This window comes from Mycolicibacterium bacteremicum (assembly GCF_002086115.1).
Taxonomy (GTDB): domain Bacteria; phylum Actinomycetota; class Actinomycetes; order Mycobacteriales; family Mycobacteriaceae; genus Mycobacterium; species Mycobacterium bacteremicum.
The window spans coordinates 19,705-36,255 of record NZ_MVHJ01000034.1; the positions used below are offsets into that span (position 1 = coordinate 19,705).

At 67.2% G+C, this 16,551-nt stretch carries 11 protein-coding genes; 7 read left to right on the forward strand and 4 right to left on the reverse strand.

Annotated features, from left to right (window positions below):
• Window positions 1–6: 6 nt before the first annotated feature.
• Together BST17_RS25150 and BST17_RS25165 are read right to left on the reverse strand one after the other, a co-directional pair.
• Window positions 7–5,034 carry a beta strand repeat-containing protein gene (locus tag BST17_RS25150; protein ID WP_133053593.1) on the reverse strand — a complete coding sequence of 1,676 codons (5,028 nt, stop codon included), beginning with the start codon at window positions 5,032–5,034 and terminating at the stop codon, window positions 7–9.
• Window positions 5,035–5,622: 588 nt separating this feature from the next.
• The gene (locus tag BST17_RS25165) at window positions 5,623–6,222 is read right to left on the reverse strand and encodes a riboflavin synthase (RefSeq protein ID WP_083061638.1); all 600 of its coding nucleotides are present in this window, start codon (window positions 6,220–6,222) and stop codon (window positions 5,623–5,625) included.
• 66 nt (window positions 6,223–6,288) lie between these two features.
• Between BST17_RS25165 and BST17_RS25170 the strand changes: the two genes are divergently transcribed.
• From BST17_RS25170 to BST17_RS25200, 7 genes are all read left to right on the forward strand, one after another.
• Window positions 6,289–6,996, forward strand: a complete 708-nt coding sequence (locus BST17_RS25170; protein WP_083061639.1) for an LppX_LprAFG lipoprotein — start codon at window positions 6,289–6,291, stop codon at window positions 6,994–6,996.
• Entirely contained in the window at window positions 6,996–8,588 is a 1,593-nt protein-coding gene (locus BST17_RS25175; RefSeq protein WP_083061640.1) for an MFS transporter, read from the forward strand. The genes BST17_RS25170 and BST17_RS25175 overlap by 1 nt, the downstream gene beginning before the upstream one ends.
• Window positions 8,589–8,681: 93 nt before the next feature.
• Window positions 8,682–9,932, forward strand: coding sequence for a hypothetical protein (locus tag BST17_RS25180; protein ID WP_083061641.1), 1,251 nt, complete (start codon window positions 8,682–8,684; stop codon window positions 9,930–9,932).
• A gap of 101 nt (window positions 9,933–10,033) precedes the next feature.
• The gene (locus BST17_RS25185) at window positions 10,034–10,957 is read left to right on the forward strand and encodes a glycosyltransferase family 2 protein (protein ID WP_083061656.1); all 924 of its coding nucleotides are present in this window, start codon (window positions 10,034–10,036) and stop codon (window positions 10,955–10,957) included.
• Window positions 10,954–11,469 (forward strand): hypothetical protein, encoded by a 516-nt coding sequence (locus BST17_RS25190; protein ID WP_133053594.1) that lies wholly within the window; start codon window positions 10,954–10,956, stop codon window positions 11,467–11,469. The genes BST17_RS25185 and BST17_RS25190 overlap by 4 nt, the downstream gene beginning before the upstream one ends.
• Window positions 11,466–12,290: a glycoside hydrolase family 16 protein gene (locus BST17_RS25195; RefSeq protein ID WP_083061643.1), complete on the forward strand. Its 825-nt coding sequence runs from the start codon at window positions 11,466–11,468 to the stop codon at window positions 12,288–12,290. Before BST17_RS25190 ends, BST17_RS25195 begins: the two co-directional genes overlap by 4 nt.
• Window positions 12,287–13,552: a glycosyltransferase family 2 protein gene (locus BST17_RS25200; protein ID WP_234807817.1), complete on the forward strand. Its 1,266-nt coding sequence runs from the start codon at window positions 12,287–12,289 to the stop codon at window positions 13,550–13,552. The genes BST17_RS25195 and BST17_RS25200 overlap by 4 nt, the downstream gene beginning before the upstream one ends.
• Before the next feature lie 11 nt (window positions 13,553–13,563).
• On the opposite strand, the gene BST17_RS25205 is transcribed toward BST17_RS25200, so the two are convergent.
• Window positions 13,564–15,732 (reverse strand): hypothetical protein, encoded by a 2,169-nt coding sequence (locus tag BST17_RS25205; RefSeq protein WP_234807818.1) that lies wholly within the window; start codon window positions 15,730–15,732, stop codon window positions 13,564–13,566.
• Window positions 15,733–15,751: 19 nt separating this feature from the next.
• On the reverse strand, window positions 15,752–16,402 hold the full coding sequence (locus tag BST17_RS25210; RefSeq protein WP_234807819.1) for a hypothetical protein: 651 nt from the start codon (window positions 16,400–16,402) through the stop codon (window positions 15,752–15,754).
• Between the last annotated feature and the right edge of the window lie 149 nt (window positions 16,403–16,551).

Genomic DNA, 16,551 nt, shown 5'->3' on the forward strand with positions numbered 1-16,551 from the left:
ACTCGATCAGTAGTTCAGGGTCAAGTTGCTGGAGTAGAAGCCGAATGAATCAACGGCTCGCACAACAACGTTGCCGGCACTCCCCTTGACGAAGAAACTGCCGTTGTTGGAGTTGTAGGTGACACTCCACAGCCCGAGGGTCGGTCCGCTGATAGTGGCGTTTCCGTTCAGCTGGGAGACCTTCTGCAAGGTGACATCGTCACCATCCGGATCGGACAAAGTGATGCCATTCCACTGCACCTCGTCGGCACCGTTGATCGTGTTGATCTTCGTCATGACCGAGGTGCTGATTGTCGGCGGACGCAGATTCACGGTCTGGATGACGAACGACTGCCCGCCGACCGTCGCGACGATGTCGAAGCTCACCGCCTGGTTCAGAGCCCCCGTATAGGTGAACACGCCACTGGACGAGACCGTCACGGCAGCGACGTTTCCGGTGCCGCCGGAACCCTTGCTGAAGGTGAACAGGCTCATGTTGTCGCTCGGAATGCCGTTGATACGGCCCTGACCCGCGGTACCGGTTGACACGTAGTCGATCCCGTGGAGCTGGGCGGTGGTGATGTTGACGTCGTGCGTCGTGACCCCACCACGGGCATCGGTGACGTAGATGGTGATGGTGTCGTTGATCAGTACGCCGCTGTTGGGCTTCGGTACATAGGCCCAGTTGCCGTTTGCATCGACCGTGACGATTGCTCCGTTGTTGCGCACCTGGGTACTGGCACCTCCGGAGCTGACGCTGTAGGTCAGTGCGTCACCGTCGGCATCGCTTGCGCCGACATTGCCTTTCGCGATCCCGATCCCGTTGCCCAGCGCGATGCCTGAGCCGTTGGTCGTCGGCAGGTTGTTCGGCTTCGGAACGAACGACACGGTGGCGACGGTGATCGACACACCACCGACCGATCCCACGATCGTGAACGAGTCCGACTCGTTCCAACCGGCACTGCTTGCGGTGTAGGTGTAGGTACCGTTCGGGTTCAACGTGACCGTGCCCTTGGTCGGGCCGTTACCGACGGTGTAGGTCAGCACACCCTGTTCGCTCGAGGTCAGCTGAATACCACCGGTCACCGTGCCGTTGTTGACATTCTTGGTGACCGTCAGGTCCAGGTCGTGGGTGGTGACCGTCACCAGAGTGGTTGTCTGGCCGCCCTTTCCGTCGGTCACATACACCGTGAAGGTGGAGCCGACGATGGCACCCAGCACACCGCTGTTCTGGCCGGGCACATAGGACCACTTGCCGTTGGCGTCCACCGTGACGATCGATCCGTTGCCCAGCACCTTGCTGGACCCACCGCCGTATCCGATGACGCTGTAGTGCAGGGTGTCGTTGTCGTCGTCATCGGCGTCGACGTTGCCGGTCGCGATGCCGGAGCCGCCGACGATCACCGCACCGTCGATACCCTTCGACGTCGGGGTGCTGTTCACCTTCGGCACCAGCGAGACATTGGCCACGGTGATGGTCTGCCCGCCGATGGTTCCCACGATGGTGAAGGTGTCGGACTCATTCCAGCCCGCCGTCGTCGCGGTGTAGGTGTAGGTGCCATCCGGGTTCACCGTGACGGTGCCCTTGCCGGGTCCGGTGCCCAGGCTGTAGGTCATCAGACCCTGCTCCGCCGCGGTCAGCGTCAGGCCACCCGTGACGGTGCCGTTGCTGCCGACCTTGGTCACCGGGATGCTCAGATCATGGGTCGTGACCACGACCGGCGTGCTGACCTGTCCGCCCTTGCCGTCACTGACGTACACGGTGAACGTGGATCCGATGATCGCCCCCAGCACACCGCTGTTCAGGCCCGGGATGTAGGACCACTTGCCGTTGGCGTCGACGCTGACGATGGCACCGTTGGACAGCACCTTGGTCGAGGCGCCGCCGTAACCGGTGACGCTGTAGTGCAGGGTGTCGCCGTTGGCATCATTGGCACCGACGTTGCCGGTGGCGATGCCGGAGCCACCGATGACGGTGACCAGATCCAGCGGGTCGACGGTCGGGGCGGCGTTGGACTTCGGCACCACCGACACCTCGGCGACCGCGATCGTCTGTCCACCAACGGTTCCCATGATGGTGAAGGTGTCGGACTCGTTCCACCCCGCCGTCGTCGCGGTGTAGGTGTAGGTGCCGTCCGGGTTGACGGTGACGGTGCCCTTGCCGGGACCGGTGCCCAGGCTGTAGGTCATCAGACCCTGCTCGCCGGCGGTCAGGCCGAGACCGCCAGTCACGGTGCCGTTGCTGCCGACCTTGGTCACCGGGATGGCCAGATCATGGGTGCTGACGGTGACCAGCGTGCTGGCCTGCCCACCCTTGCCATCGGAGATGTACACGGTGAACGACGAGGCGAGGATGACGCCGAGTGTCCCGCTGTTCAGGCCGGGGATGTAGTGCCACTTGCCGTTCTGGTCCACCGTCACGATGGCACCGTTGGCCAGCACCTTGGTCGACGCGCCGCCGTAACCGTCGACGCTGTAGTGCAGAGTGTCGCCGTTCGCGTCCGATGCGCCGATGTTGCCCGAGGCGATACCCGAGCCGCCGACCACGACCGCACCGTCGAGCGCGGGCGCGGTGGGCGCCACGTTGGGTTTGGGCACGACGGTGACCGTGGCGATGGTGATCGACTTGCCGTCGACGGTGCCCACGATGGTGAAGGTGTCGGACTCGTTCCACCCCGCGGTGGTCGCGGTGTAGGTGTAGGTGCCGTCCGGGTTGACGGTGACGGTGCCCTTGGTCGGACCGTTGCCGACGCCGTAGGTCAGCAGACCGGTGTTGTCGTCGTCGTCGATGTCGAGTCCGCCCTTGATCACACCGTCGACGTTGGAGGTCACCACCGGGTCGACCTTCAGATTGGCGAACAGGGTGACGGTGGTGGTGGCGGTGCCGCCGCGGCCGTCGGAGATGTTGACCTCGAACGAGTCCAGCGTCAGATCGCCCAGCAGACCACCCGGCTTGGGAATGAAGGTGAAGGTGCCGTTGGAGTTCAGCAGCACGATGCCGCCGCTGGAGCTGTATCCCGAGGACGCACCGCCGGCCAGGGTGAAGGTGAGGTCGTCGCCGTCGAAGTCGGTGGCGGCCACGGTACCGCGCACCACGCCGTCGGCATCCCTTGTGCCGGTGGTGATCCCGCCGATCGGGTTGGTGTTGATCCGGTTGATGGTGACGGTCACCGCGACCTCGACGACACCGCCGTGCGCGTCGTTGAGTGTGACGGTGAACGTGTCGGTGCCGCCCTGGGACCGGGCCAGCAGCGTCGGGGTGTACGCGTAACCCAGCGGGGTCACCACGACGATGCCGCCACGTGAGGTGATCACGTCGCCGGTCACGATGACCAGATCGCCGTCGTCATCCTTGACGTCGAACGAACCGGTGATGATGCCGGTGATGGGTTCGGTGTTGGCGGTCCCGACGGTGATGGTCGGCGGCGTGTTGGCGCTGATGATGTCGACGCTGACCATCGTCGGCAGCAGCGTGATGCCGCCGCGGCCGTCGTTGGCCCAGATGGTGACCAGGTCGGTCTTGGCGCCCAGTAGTGATGCCGCGGCATGCCGGGCGAAGTCGGTGGGCGTGTAGGTGAAGGTGCCGTCCTCGTTGCGAACGATGTTGCCCCACAACGAGGTCGCGGTGTAGGACAGCGGGTCCCCGTCGGCATCGGTGGCCTGCGCGATGATGGTGACCTTGCCCGTCACCGGGTCGTAGCCGGAGACCTGGGCCTGTCCGCTCGGGTTGAACACCGGCAGGTTGTTGATGCCGAGTCCCGGATACCGGAAGGTCACCGTGTAGAACGCGTCGTTGCCGTCCGGGGTGAGCGGGTGCTCCAGGAAGCCGAGGCTGTCGTTGACGCGGACGGTGAACGTGACATCGGTGCCGTTGTTGAGATCGTCCAGCGAGTCGGGCACGAAGCTGAACGTGCCGTCCGGGCTCATGGTGATCAGGCCGTTGCTCGGCTGGCCGTTCAGGTCGACCGAGTAGATCAGCGGATCCCCGTCTGGGTCCACGCTCTTGAGTTTCCACGTCAGCGGCAGCGGACCCGCCGATACGGTGGGCGCACCGGGCAGCTGATTGGTGGCCAGCCGCTCATAGCGCTGGTAAGCCGCGGTCACCAGAACCAGCGCGCCGAAGGTGAAGGGTGTCGGCTGGCCGTTCCAGTAGGTGCCCTGCAATCCGGCGAAGAGCGTCATCACCCAACCGGCGGCGACCTGCGTCGGGTTGAGGATGGGGTCGGCCTGGTACGGCGGGAAGATCTGGTCGACCCAGTTGGCCAGGGCGTTGATGACTCCCATGAACGGTGCGAACGCCGGGATGGTCGGCGGCTCGGGGACGATGTCGATGTCGATCAGCGCCGAGGCCAGCGCCGGCGGCGTCGGGGTCGGGGTCGGATCGGAGCCGGACAGCGTCGTGAACTGTGCGGAATGCGCGATCTCGGGCACCACCACCGGAGCGACGATCGGGGCGTTGTCGGTTTCGGTGCCCGGGGGCGGGGTCTCCGGTTGGACCACCTCGGGCTCGACCACCGGCGGGTCGACGATTTCGGGCTCGGGCTCGACGACCTCGGTTCCGATGCCGCCGGTGTCACCCGTGCCGGCGCTGCCGTCGCCGCCGGACGTCCTCGCGTCATCGCCGCCCGCGCCATCACCACCTACGTCGCCCTCGCCGGCATCGTCATCTGCGTCGTCGACGATCTCGTCATCGCCGGAGTCCGCACCGCTGATGCCACCGTCGCCCTCTGCGTCGTCGGCACCCGTCTCGTCGGCGTCGTCCGTGTCGTCGGCGTCATCGGATTCGTTGTCACTGCCGGACGCGTTCGAGCCGGTGCCACTCGATGGGGCACCGGGGCCGGACGAGGTGCTGCCGTCAGCACCCTTGGAATCGGCGCCCTTGGAATCGGCGCCCTTGGAATCGTTGTCCGACGACGGTCCCGTCGACGGCCCATCGGTGGTATCGGCGGCGGCCACGGCCGGCGCGGCGGTGACCGCGAGGCCGAGGAAGGCTGCGACGGCGAGCTCGCCGGCGCGCATCCGCTTCTTCGACGAATTCTTCCGATGGGATGCCATGGCTCTCCTCGACATTCGAACCGCTTCGTGGTGGATCGGCCGTCCGAGAGAACATGCCGAAGGGTATTGACTGCGGCGTAAGTTAACACGGCCGTCAATAACTGGAAAGCACATTCTGTGGAAGTTCTGAACGGAATTTCGTCCCGTGTCGACCATTCAACGGACACCACCTTTGGACCCCGGCGGCAAAATTCCCGTTCGGAATTGCTGCGGCGAACCCACCAGCAACCGAGGCCGAACCGCTACCCGACCGATGGCCTGGAAACACCGCGTACCACGTTCACCGTGGCCGGATGGACGATGAGCCTGCGCCGGTTTCCACTCATAGTCGCTGAACTGGACCGTTGACAGCGCCTGGCCGGCTGTCCAGCGGAGACGGAGTTCACGAGAAGGGCTGACGACCGGACACATCCGCATTCACTTCCGGGCTGTCCGCAATCAGCTGTCAGACACCGGCAGATTGCGGTCCGTCCGGTCCCGTCGAGAGCTGAGAAATTTTCGATTTCGGGCCGCACCGCGGACCGCTCACCCGGTGTTGCCGAGTCAGTCTCGACGTGTTGCTGTCAGGCAGATGAGCAAAGAAATGGGTCAGCGATCGCGCTCGCCGAGCAGACGCTCGACATACTTCGCGATCACATCCACCTCAAGATTCACTGGCGTACCGACGGGCGCGGACCCGAGCGTGGTCAATCCCAGCGTGGTCGGTATCAAGGACACCTCGAACCAGTCCGACCCGAGACCGGACACCGTCAATGAGATGCCGTCGACCGTGATGGACCCCTTCTCGACGACGTACCGGGACAGCGTGTCCGGTAGCGAGACGCGGACGACCTCCCAGTTCTCCGAGGGCGAGCGCGCGATCACCGCGCCGGTCCCATCCACGTGGCCCTGCACGATATGACCACCCAGCCTGCTGTTCACCGCGGCGGCGCGCTCCAGATTCACCCGGCCGCCGACCTCGACCGCGGCCAGGCTCGAGCGGTTCAGCGTCTCGGCCATCACATCGGCGGAGAACGCACCGTCGGGCAGTACCTCGACGACCGTCAGACACACCCCGTTCACGGCGATGGAGTCCCCGTGGCCGGCATCGGAGGTCACCACCGGCCCACGGATCACGAAACGCGCGGCGTCGGGCAGTTCGTCCTTGCCGACCACCTCGCCGAGTTCTTCCACGATTCCGGTGAACATGCACACCAGGCTAGTGCGGCGCATGTAGCGCGGGCCCACCCAGGGCGCTCCACTACGATGCAGAACATGCAGACGCGCCCCCGTGCAGTCCGAGTCCTTCTTCCCGTTCTCGCCGCGATCATGGCCCTCGCGTTCGTCGGTTGCTCGTCGAAGGCCGACGACGCGCCGCTTCCCGACGCCGCCACCTTGCTGACCGAATCGGCAGCCACCACCCGCAGCCAGCAGAGCGTGCACCTCGAGCTCACCGTCGGCGGTGAGATCAAGGAGCTGCCGATCGCGTCGCTGAGCGGTGACCTGACCAACGCTCCCGCGGTCGCCGCCCAGGGCAGCGCGGACCTCATCTTCCTGGGCCAGAAGCTGACCGATGTCGGCTTCGTCGTCGTCGACGGTGACCTCTACGGCGCCATCACCAAGGGCGGCAACATGCAGAACTTCGGTCCGGCCGCCGACATCTACGACATCTCGGCGATCCTCAATCCCGACAACGGGCTGGCCAATGTGCTCTCCAGCATCACCGATCCCAAGGCCGAGGGCCGCGAGGCCATCGGTGGCTCGGACGCGGTCAAGATCACCGGCACCGTCAGCGCGGAGGCCATCAACAAGATCGCGCCGCAGCTGAATGCGACCGCCCCCGCCCCGGCCACCGCGTGGATCCGCGAGGACGGTGACCACCAGCTGGCCCAGGTGATGATCGAGCCGTCCGCGGGCAACACCATCACGATGACCCTGTCGGACTGGGGTAAGGAAGTCACCGTCACGAAGCCCGCCACCTGATGTCGGCGGCCACCAGCCACCGGGCAGGCAGCTCGGCGGGCAGCAACCGCCGCCTGGCCATCAGCGCGAGTGGCCTGGCCGTCACCCTGGGTGCACTCGACACCTATGTGGTGATCACGATCATCACCGACATCATGCGCGACGTCGGTATCCCGATAAATCAGATCCAGCAGGTCACCCCGATCGTGACGAGTTACCTGCTGGGCTATATCGCCGCCATGCCGTTGTTGGGCAAGGCATCCGACCGGTTCGGCCGCAAGTTCATCCTGCAGGCGGGCCTGCTCGGTTTCATGATCGGATCGGTGGTCACCGCGCTGGCCGGCGACCTGACCACCATGGTCATCGGCCGCACCATCCTGGGCGTGGCCAGCGGTGCGCTGTTGCCCGTCACCCTGGCACTGGCAGCCGACCTGTGGTCCGAGCGCGGCCGCGCCACCGTGCTCGGCGGTATCGGGGCGGCACAGGAGCTCGGCAGTGTGCTGGGTCCGCTGTACGGCATCGCCGTCATCTGGGCACTGAACACCTGGCGCGACATCTTCTGGATCAACATCCCGCTGGCCGCGGCCGCGATGGTCATGATCCATTTCAGCGTGGCGCCCCGTGACAAGAGCCAACCGCAGCAGAAGGTGGATGTCGTCGGCGGTCTGCTGCTGGCCATCGCGCTCGGTGCCGCCGTGGTCGGCCTGTACAACCCGTCGCCGGACGGACAGAACCTGCTGCCCAGCTACGGCATCCCACTGCTGATCGTCGCAGTGGTGACAATCATCGGTTTCTTCGTCTGGGAGAAACGGGCCACCACCCGACTGCTGGAACCGGCCGGCGTGCGATTCCGCCCCTTCCTGGCCGCCCTGGCTGCATCATTGTGCGCCGGAGCGGCGCTCATGGTGACGTTGGTGAACATCGAGCTGTTCGGGCAGGGCGTGCTCGGCATGGACAAGAACGAGGCCGTCGTCCTGCTGCTGCGCTTCCTGATCGCGCTGCCGATCGGCGCACTGCTCGGCGGCTTCCTGGCCACCCGGCTGGGTGACCGGCCGATCGCCGTCGTCGGCCTGCTGATTGCCGCCTCCGGCTACTGGCTGATCTCACACTGGGGCGTCGACGTGCTGTCGGCCCGGCACGACTTCGGGTTGTTCACCCTGCCGACCTTCGACACCGATCTGGCACTGGCCGGCTTCGGCCTGGGACTGGTCATCGGCCCCCTGACGTCGGCGGCCCTGCGGGTGGTCCCGTCTGCCGAACACGGAATCGCTTCGGCGGCAGTGGTCGTCGCCCGGATGATCGGCATGCTGATCGGCATGGCCGCGCTGTCGGCCTGGGGGCTGTACCGCTTCAACCAGATTCTCGCGACACTGCCGGTCGTCAACACCACCAACATGATGGAAGCGGCCAATCAGCTGTTGGAGAACACCCGGACCGCGTACACCATGCAGTACGGGGAGATCTTCGCCATCACGGCCGTCGTCTGTGTCGTCGGCGCCTTGGCGGCGTTGTTCATCAGCAGCCGCGGCGGTCACCACGAGATCGATGACGCGCCGGCCGACACCGCGAAAACCGGTGACAACGCGGCCTTCCCGGCGCCGCCGCAATCCTGATCGCAACGCACGCCACCGCCCGGGGATCCCGGTTCCGGGGCCGCAAAAGGTAGCCCCGTTATCTGCGATCGACATTGCTAGAGTCGCATCGTCATGTCATTTCTGGTCGCGGACGAATGCGCGGTTCACCCGCCGCGCGTCCCGGTGGCGACCCTGGATGCCGCGCACAGCCGACGCCGTTCCGCCGTGGTGGTCGGACCGCTGAGGCTGCCCGAACCGGATGTGCTCGCCGCCCGCCTCGACGCGATGACCGCCGCCGGCCCGGTGGCCCGCCTCTGCCTGGACCCGTCGTCGGAGCGCACCGACTGGGCCCGCACCGGTCCGGCCGGTGCACCGCAACTACATTCGATAGCGGCGCCTTCCGCCCCGGCCGAGTTGCTGCGGACCGTCCGCGCCCTGGATGACCGGGCCGTCACGGTGGCCGCCGCAGGGCCGTGGCTCGCCATCGACTTCAGCCACGGACTGGGCGAGATCCCGCTCATCCACACCCTGCTCGATGTGCTGTTCGGGCTCACCGATCCGCGGGATCCGGTGTCCTGGCAGCGCTATCGACGCACGCCGTGCCCGCTACGCAGTGCAGCGCTCAAGACCTTCGGCGTGCATCCGGTGCGGGTCGCCAAACTGCTCGCGGCACAGCGACTTCGGCCATCATCGCCGCCGGCGGTCGAAACCGGACCGGCCATCGAGTTCGTCGCCTCCCCCACGACGCGGGTGCTGGGGCTGAACGCCGGGCAGTTGGGCGAGATGCGCGCGCGCCGAGACGCCGCGCTACCGGGAGTCAGCATGGTGGCCCTGTTCACCTGCGCGCTGCACCTGGCGTTGGATCGGGTCGGGATCACGGTGTCGGACACGGTGAAGATTCCGTTCGATGTGCGCCGCTACCTGCCCAGGGGCCACGACACACTCGGATCATTCTCCGCGGGACTGGATTTCACGCTCGACCGGACCGGCGGCCCGGCCGCGCTGCAACGTGCGATGACGCGGGCGACCAGGACGGGCCGCCCGGTGGCAAACCTGTTGGTGGGCACTGCGAAAGCACGGCGCTGTCCGGACGGGCCCGCCACCGACACCGTCGCCTCATCCCCTCCACTACAGCTGTTGCACTCCAATCTCGGGTGGGCGCAATGGAACGGGCCGTGGCCGTTCACCGACCGGCGCAGTGCCGCCATGTTGGTCGCCAGCGATCCGGCCACCCCTGTCGGGCTGACCGTCACCTCGGTGGGTATCACCGAAAACCTGTGGTTCACCGCGGAATTCCACCGTTCGGTGCACGATCCCGATGCGGTGGATGCGGCGCTGGAGCTGCTGCCGCGGACGGTAGCCGACCTGACACGCCTCGACTGATATAGGCTAGCCTAGCCTTACTTTCATCCGTGATCCGCGTGCGGACGCGTACTTCTGGAGTCGATGCCGTGCCGCCCGTCTCAGCGCACGACAGTCCCGCCATGACCGCGGTACGACTGTCGATCGTGGTCTGCTGTTACACCGTCGCCCGGCGGGCACAGGTCCACCGCGTGGTGTATTCGGCACGCGATCAGATTCGCCGGTATGACGAGATCATCGTCGTGGTCGATCACAACGACCCTCTACTGACCGATCTGCAGAGCACGTTGGGTCCGCAGATCACAGTGGTGGCCAATAGCTTCGAGCGCGGGCTGTCCGGCGCCCGCAACACCGGCCTGGGCCGGTCCCGCAACGACATCGTGGTCTTCATCGATGACGACGCGATGCTGACAGCCGGTGCACTCGACGGCGCACGCGCTGCGTTCGAGGATCCGACGATCATCGCGATCGGCGGTGCGGTGCGGCCCGACTGGGCCGACGGGATGGCGCCCACCTGGTTCCCCGCGGAGTTCGGGTGGGTGGTCGGCTGCGACTACCGCGGTCTCCCGGCGAGCGGAGAACAGATCCGTAATCCGATCGGCGCGGCCATGGCGGCCCGTCGCCCGGCGCTCGAGCAGATCGGCGGCTTCTGCGCCGATCTCGGCCGCGTCGGCGATCTGCCTGCCGGCTGCGAAGAAACCCTGATGGGCGTGCAATTACGGGCCGAGTTTCCCGGGCAGCGCATCATCCGCCACACCACCTTCCGGGTGGACCACCACGTCCCAGCCGAGCGCGCCACCCTGCGGTACTTCACCCGACGGTGCTATCAGGAGGGACGGTCCAAAGCCGTGCTGAGCCGGATTACGGGCCGCCACGCCGCCCTGTCGAATGAGCGCACGTACACCACCCACACGCTGCCCACCGGGGCCTGGCAGGCGCGTGGCAACCCGCGCCGCGTCCTCGCGCTGGCTATCGGATTCAGCTGCACCGCCGCGGGGTTCGCCGTCGGACTGATTCTGCGCGGCCGGTCGGAGCGGCACCGGTGACCCCGCTGCCCGGTCGAGTCCCGATGCTCGCCGTCGTCACCATGGGCGCGGCGAGCTACCCGGCCGCCGAGTTGTTGTTTGCCCCGGCTCTGCCCGTCGCGGCGGCGATCAGTGGTATCGCGATCATCCTGAGCGCCCTGGCAGCAAGCCGCCGACGGATCGCCACCGTGCCGGCCGCGCTGCTGGTGGCGGCGGGCCTGGCGTTGGCGGCCTCCGCATTCGCCGATCGCCAGCTGTCCGACGCCACCCTCGTCATGGCCACCACCCTCGGCGCAAGCGCGGTCGTCGTGATCGGCACCGGCACCACAATGCCTGCGCCGGCGCGGATCCTGCTCGTCACCGCCGGTGTGGCCGCACTGCTCGGATACTTCGCTGCAGTCAGCGGTCATGGCGTGGACGGCCGCTATGCGCTCTACCCGGTGCTGGTCTCGAGCATCGTGCTGGCATGGGTCCGGCCGGCGCCTGTGGTTCCGACACCGCTGCCGGCACGGCCGGGCGAGGTGGCGGTATGAGGTCGCCGCGCGTGTCGGTGCTCGCCAAGAGCGGTGCACTTCTGATCGTCGGGACGGTTGTCGGGGCCTGCGCGCTGATCGGTGGCGCCGATACCGCCGCCGGTGCACCACGCATCCTGCTCGACTCCGAATTCGACGGGCCCGCAGGCAGTCCACCGGACGGCATCTGGCGGATCGCCACCGGGGGCGGCGGATGGGGGAACAACGAATCGCAGGTCTACACCGACCATCCCGACAACGTCGGTCTGGACGGGAACGGTCATCTGGCGCTGACGGCTCGTCGGAGCACCGACGGGCAGATCACCTCGGCGCGTATCGATACCAACGGCAGCATCGCGTTCACCTTCGGTCGAGCCGAGGCCCGTATCGCGTTGCCCGCCGGGGCGGGCCTGCACCCGGCCTTCTGGCTGCTCGGGGCGAACCTCGATCAGGTGGGCTGGCCGGCGGCAGGCGAGATCGACGTGATCGAAACGCTCAATCAGGTCACCGAATGGCACTCCACTGTGCACGCTCCCCAGACGGGGACCGAACGCGGACAACAGATGTCGGCCACCGGCCCGGTCCCGTTCCCGCTGGCCGGCGTGTTCCGCACCTACTGGGTCGAACGCACACCGGGCCGCATCGTCACCGGTGTCGACGATACGACCCTGCTGACCGTCACGCCGCTGAACCTCGAAGAGGGTGCTGCGTGGGTCTTCGATGCACCATTCCACCTGCTGCTGAACCTGGCGGTCGGCGGTGACTGGCCCGGCCCCGCCGACGAGTCGACGCCGTTCCCCGCCACCATGCTGATCGACTGGGTAAGGGTCACCGAATCATGAGTTCCGCTGTGACGATCGCGCCGGTGATGACGCCCGGCGGTGTCCCCGAGGGTGCGCACGCCCGCTGGATCGGCTGCCTGGACATCGACCGCGTCGGGGAACACGACGGCCGGGTCACCGTCACCATCGCGCAGCCGGAAGGTTACCGGCGCGCCCGGATCCTGCTGCGCGACGGGTCGCAACCCGTCGACTTCGTCGAAGCCGATATCGTCGGTGACGCCGTCACCCTCGACCTGCCCCGGCCGACTCGGGACCCGGATGTGTCGACGGCCGCTGTACTGCCACCGATCTCGGTGGTGCTGTGCACCCGGGAGCGCCCCGAGGATCTGGCCGGCGCACTGGCCTCGCTGAGCACCCTCGACTATCCCGACTTCGAGATCATCGTGGTCGACAACGCCCCGGTGACCGACGCGACGGCGCGGGTCGTTGCAGGCGCCGCAGACGCACGGATACGGCGCGTCCTCGAACCCGTTGCGGGACTGTCGAATGCCCGCAATGCCGGATTACGGGCCGCCCGCCACGACATCGTCGCGTTCACCGATGACGATGTGGTGGTCGATCCGTACTGGCTGCGTGGACTGGCCGGCGGGTTCGAGCGGTCCGAGGAGGTGGCCTGTGTCTGCGGGATGGTGCCCAGCGGGGAGCTTCGCACGGCCGCGCAGGCATATTTCGACCAGCGTGTCTCCTGGGCGGCGACACTGATTCCGCGCTCCTATTCGTTGGCCGAGCCGCCGCCGGACCTCCCGCTGTTTCCGTTCCAGGTAGGGATGTACGGCACCGGAGCCAATTTCGCGATCAGCCGCAGTGCGGCCGCCGAGCTGGGTGGCTTCGACGAGGCGCTGGGCGCCGGCACCTCGACCAAGGGCGGCGAGGATATCGACATGTTCTTCCGGCTCGTCGCCGCCGGGCACACCCTGGTCAACGAGCCCGCTGCGATCGTCTGGCACCGGCACCGCAGCGATGGCGCGGCCCTGCTGGTTCAGGCGCGCGGATACGGCCTCGGCCTCGGCGCCTGGTTGACCAAGGTATTCCTCGACCGGGTGCACCGCCGGCTGGCATTCACGGTTGCGCGCAGACAATTTCGGTCCTCGGTGCGCGCCGGCGCCGACTACGGCGCAATCATGGTCGCCCCGGACGATCTCGGCGACAGCATCCCCAGCTCGGTCGGCCGGACCGAAGTCCTCTCGGTGCTCGGTGGCCCGTGGGCGCTGTGGCGGGGACGCCGCCAGGGGCGCCGGCCCGCGCCCATGCGGGCCGGCTGAGCGTAGCCGCCCTACCCGGAAGCCTTGTCGTGGTTGATGCTGCGGAACACCAGCGTGGCGCCGTCCTCGTAGAACACCGTCCAGTTCGGCGACGCGCGCAGCGCGTCCTGCAACAGCTCGATGGCCTCCGGTCGGTAATCGCCGTAGTAGCGCACCGCCTTGTTGGACTGCTCGCTGAACATCAGGTAGGCCATGTAGGCCTCGCGCGTCGCATTGTCGTCCAGCGTCGCGATGTCGTCGTCAGCCGGGAAGTTCGCCTTCAGTTCCGGTAACCGCGGGTCGCGGCCGTCCCACAGGTCGTAGGCGATGGACTCGTCGAAATACGGGTTGAACAAGGTCAACTCGGCGTAGTCGGCATTGACCCGGGTGGGCATCCCGCTCGGCCGGATCATCACCAACCGGGTACGCGGATCCGCCCCCTCGGTGATCGCATTCATCAGATCGATCTGCGCCCGGGTCTCCACCACCATCGGCCACAGCGCCACATAACCGTGCAGGCCTGCCAGCGAGAGCGAGCTCGCTCCGAGCACGGCGACCAGCCGGGTGGCGGCCGCCCGCGGACCCACCCGGCGGCGATCCACCGCGGCGACCACCGCTGGTGCGATGAGGATGGCGCAGCCGAGCACGGCGTACAGGTAGACCCGGAAGATCGCCTCGCCACCGTAGTTCTGCCCGAGCAGCAGACCGAATGAGGAGAACGCCACAATGCCCAGGGCCGCCACCGGTTTCCGGCTTTTCCACAGCCACAGCGCGCAGCCGAACGCGCTGCCCACGACCGCCAGCGACAACGAACGCACGATCAGCGAGGTGAAATCCTTGGCGGGCATTCCCGAACTGACGACGTTGCTGGTGGCGTTGCTCACCGGGCTGCTGCCGGAGAACACACCGTAGGGCAGCACCGCCTCCAGGTTGAGCAGCAGGTAGCTGCCCACGATCGCCACCATCACCACCGCTATCCACCACGGCCGGGCACGTCGCACCACACACAACAGGCAGGCCACCGCCACCGCCCAGAACGGGGTCAGCTGGTGGGTGGGCACGGTCGCGGCGAAGACGATGATGGCCAGGATGCCGGCGGCCCGACTACGCGGTGAGGCCAGCAGCAGCACGATCATCCCGAAGGCCAACGCCAGCGACCACGCCTGGGGCGAGAAGTAGTCTTGGCCAACCCAATTGACCACCTCGGCCAGGAACGTCGCGGCCACTGCGGTGCGTCGGGGCCGGCCGAGAACCCGCGCCGCACAGTACACGGCGAGTGCGATCAGGACGTGGATGATCGGCGCGAACGCATGGGCGATCACGATCGGCGGCACACCGGTGACATCGCTGAACCAGGCGAACATCACGAAGAATGCCGACCACTGGGCATAGATGTCGGTGCCGTCGGGTGCGATGCGCCCGTGCACCAGGATGTAGTCGACGACCGCCAGATGCTTGTAGGTCCAGTCGTAGAGCGGCACCTCGGTCGCCACGAATGTGGTCACCCGGGAGACGATGATCGCCGCACCGACCGCGGCCGCCGCCGGAAGCAATCGACGATCGCGGATCGCGACCAGCAGCGCCCACGCGCACAGCACGATGCACAGGGCCAGCAGTGGACCGGTACCGGAGAACAGCAGACCGTAATAGCTTGCCTCGACGCCCGGCAGGCCGGGCACCGCGGCCGCCCAGATGACCACCGCGGCGGCGCTGAGCAGCAGCGAAAGATGCCGGCGCACAACCGACCGGCCGACGACGGTGGTGTCGGGGACCCGGCGCCACCGTACGCCGGAACCGGCGCAACCGCGGTGGCGGTGATACCACCAGCCGCTGCTCGCGCAGACGGCGATGACCTGCACCCACAGAATCTCGGGCGGGTTCCAGCGATACGACCACATCGCCGCCATGGCCACCAGCGTGGTGATCGCGGCTCCGAGAACCGGGACCGTCGACAGCATGGCGCGCCGCGGGATCGGCACCCAGCTCAGTACGGCGGCGCCGGGTCCGATCGCGATGAAAGCGAGCAATGCCATGGCGCGCGGCCCGTCGGGCAGGCCCGTCAGCGCCAGCGCACCGGCGATCGCCCCGGCGACCGCGAGATCGGCCATCCGCACCCGTAGCAGCGGGATGCGGTGGCCCGGCACGACCGCGAGCTCATCGGAGCCCGACGTGCCCACGTCGGCCGCCAAGGTCGCCGTCATCGGTGAACTACACAGTCGGTCATCGTTTTTCCTCGATACGCTCGGCGGCGCCGTCGGCCGGCGGCCCGCTCAGCCCGAGCGTGCCGACGGCAATCACGGTGACCAGCACGCCGTACACACACAATCGCTGCGCCCCGCCGGGCCCGAAGATGTCGAGGCCGCCGACATAGGCGAAGAGACCGAGGAGGCTGCAAAGTGCCGCCGACACGGCGACCAGGCGGCGCTCCCCCGTCATCGGGGTTGCCGAATCGGTGGCGGTCAACAGCGCGCCCACCGAGCCGAGGGTCATGAACACCATGGTGGCGGTGAGATTCGCGGTGTAGCTGATGTTCTGGGTGATCGCGCCACTGACAGCCAGACCGACACCCGATGCCGACAGCAACAACAGCGCACCGGCCCGGTCGGTCGACCGCCGCGCGAACAACCCCGCCGCAACGAACACGATGGCCAGGCCGCTCGCCACCAGGGCCACATTCATCACCCGGTACAGCTCACTGCACGGCCAATTGCCCACCGGACCACAGAATGCGGTACCGAGTGGTCCCAGCAGATTGTCGCGGTATCCGTAGAACCCTCGCCACGAGGCGGCGACCACCCATTCCGCGGCGAAATAGCACACCGGTACCAATGACACCCACCCCGTCAGCCGGGCCAACATGTTCGGACGCACGTACCTCACCACCCTCCGCCGCGGAGGCATCGATTTCATCCCGAGAAGCGTCGCCAATGGCGAAACCAGCGTCAGGGCAACAGAGTTCGACTCAACTGCGCCGAGACTAGCAACCGCACGTCACGATGGGGCGGCTACCTCCACCAGTA

What these genes read in the sequence shown, in the direction of transcription:
- BST17_RS25150 (WP_133053593.1), bottom strand. Translation starts at nt 5,034, where the DNA reads ATGGCATCCCATCGGAAGAATTCGTCGAAGAAGCGGATGCGCGCCGGC.
- BST17_RS25165 (WP_083061638.1), bottom strand. Translation starts at nt 6,222, where the DNA reads ATGTTCACCGGAATCGTGGAAGAACTCGGCGAGGTGGTCGGCAAGGAC.
- BST17_RS25170 (WP_083061639.1), top strand. Translation starts at nt 6,289, where the DNA reads ATGCAGACGCGCCCCCGTGCAGTCCGAGTCCTTCTTCCCGTTCTCGCC.
- BST17_RS25175 (WP_083061640.1), top strand. Translation starts at nt 6,996, where the DNA reads ATGTCGGCGGCCACCAGCCACCGGGCAGGCAGCTCGGCGGGCAGCAAC.
- BST17_RS25180 (WP_083061641.1), top strand. Translation starts at nt 8,682, where the DNA reads ATGTCATTTCTGGTCGCGGACGAATGCGCGGTTCACCCGCCGCGCGTC.
- BST17_RS25185 (WP_083061656.1), top strand. Translation starts at nt 10,034, where the DNA reads ATGACCGCGGTACGACTGTCGATCGTGGTCTGCTGTTACACCGTCGCC.
- BST17_RS25195 (WP_083061643.1), top strand. Translation starts at nt 11,466, where the DNA reads ATGAGGTCGCCGCGCGTGTCGGTGCTCGCCAAGAGCGGTGCACTTCTG.
- BST17_RS25200 (WP_234807817.1), top strand. Translation starts at nt 12,287, where the DNA reads ATGAGTTCCGCTGTGACGATCGCGCCGGTGATGACGCCCGGCGGTGTC.
- BST17_RS25205 (WP_234807818.1), bottom strand. Translation starts at nt 15,732, where the DNA reads ATGACGGCGACCTTGGCGGCCGACGTGGGCACGTCGGGCTCCGATGAG.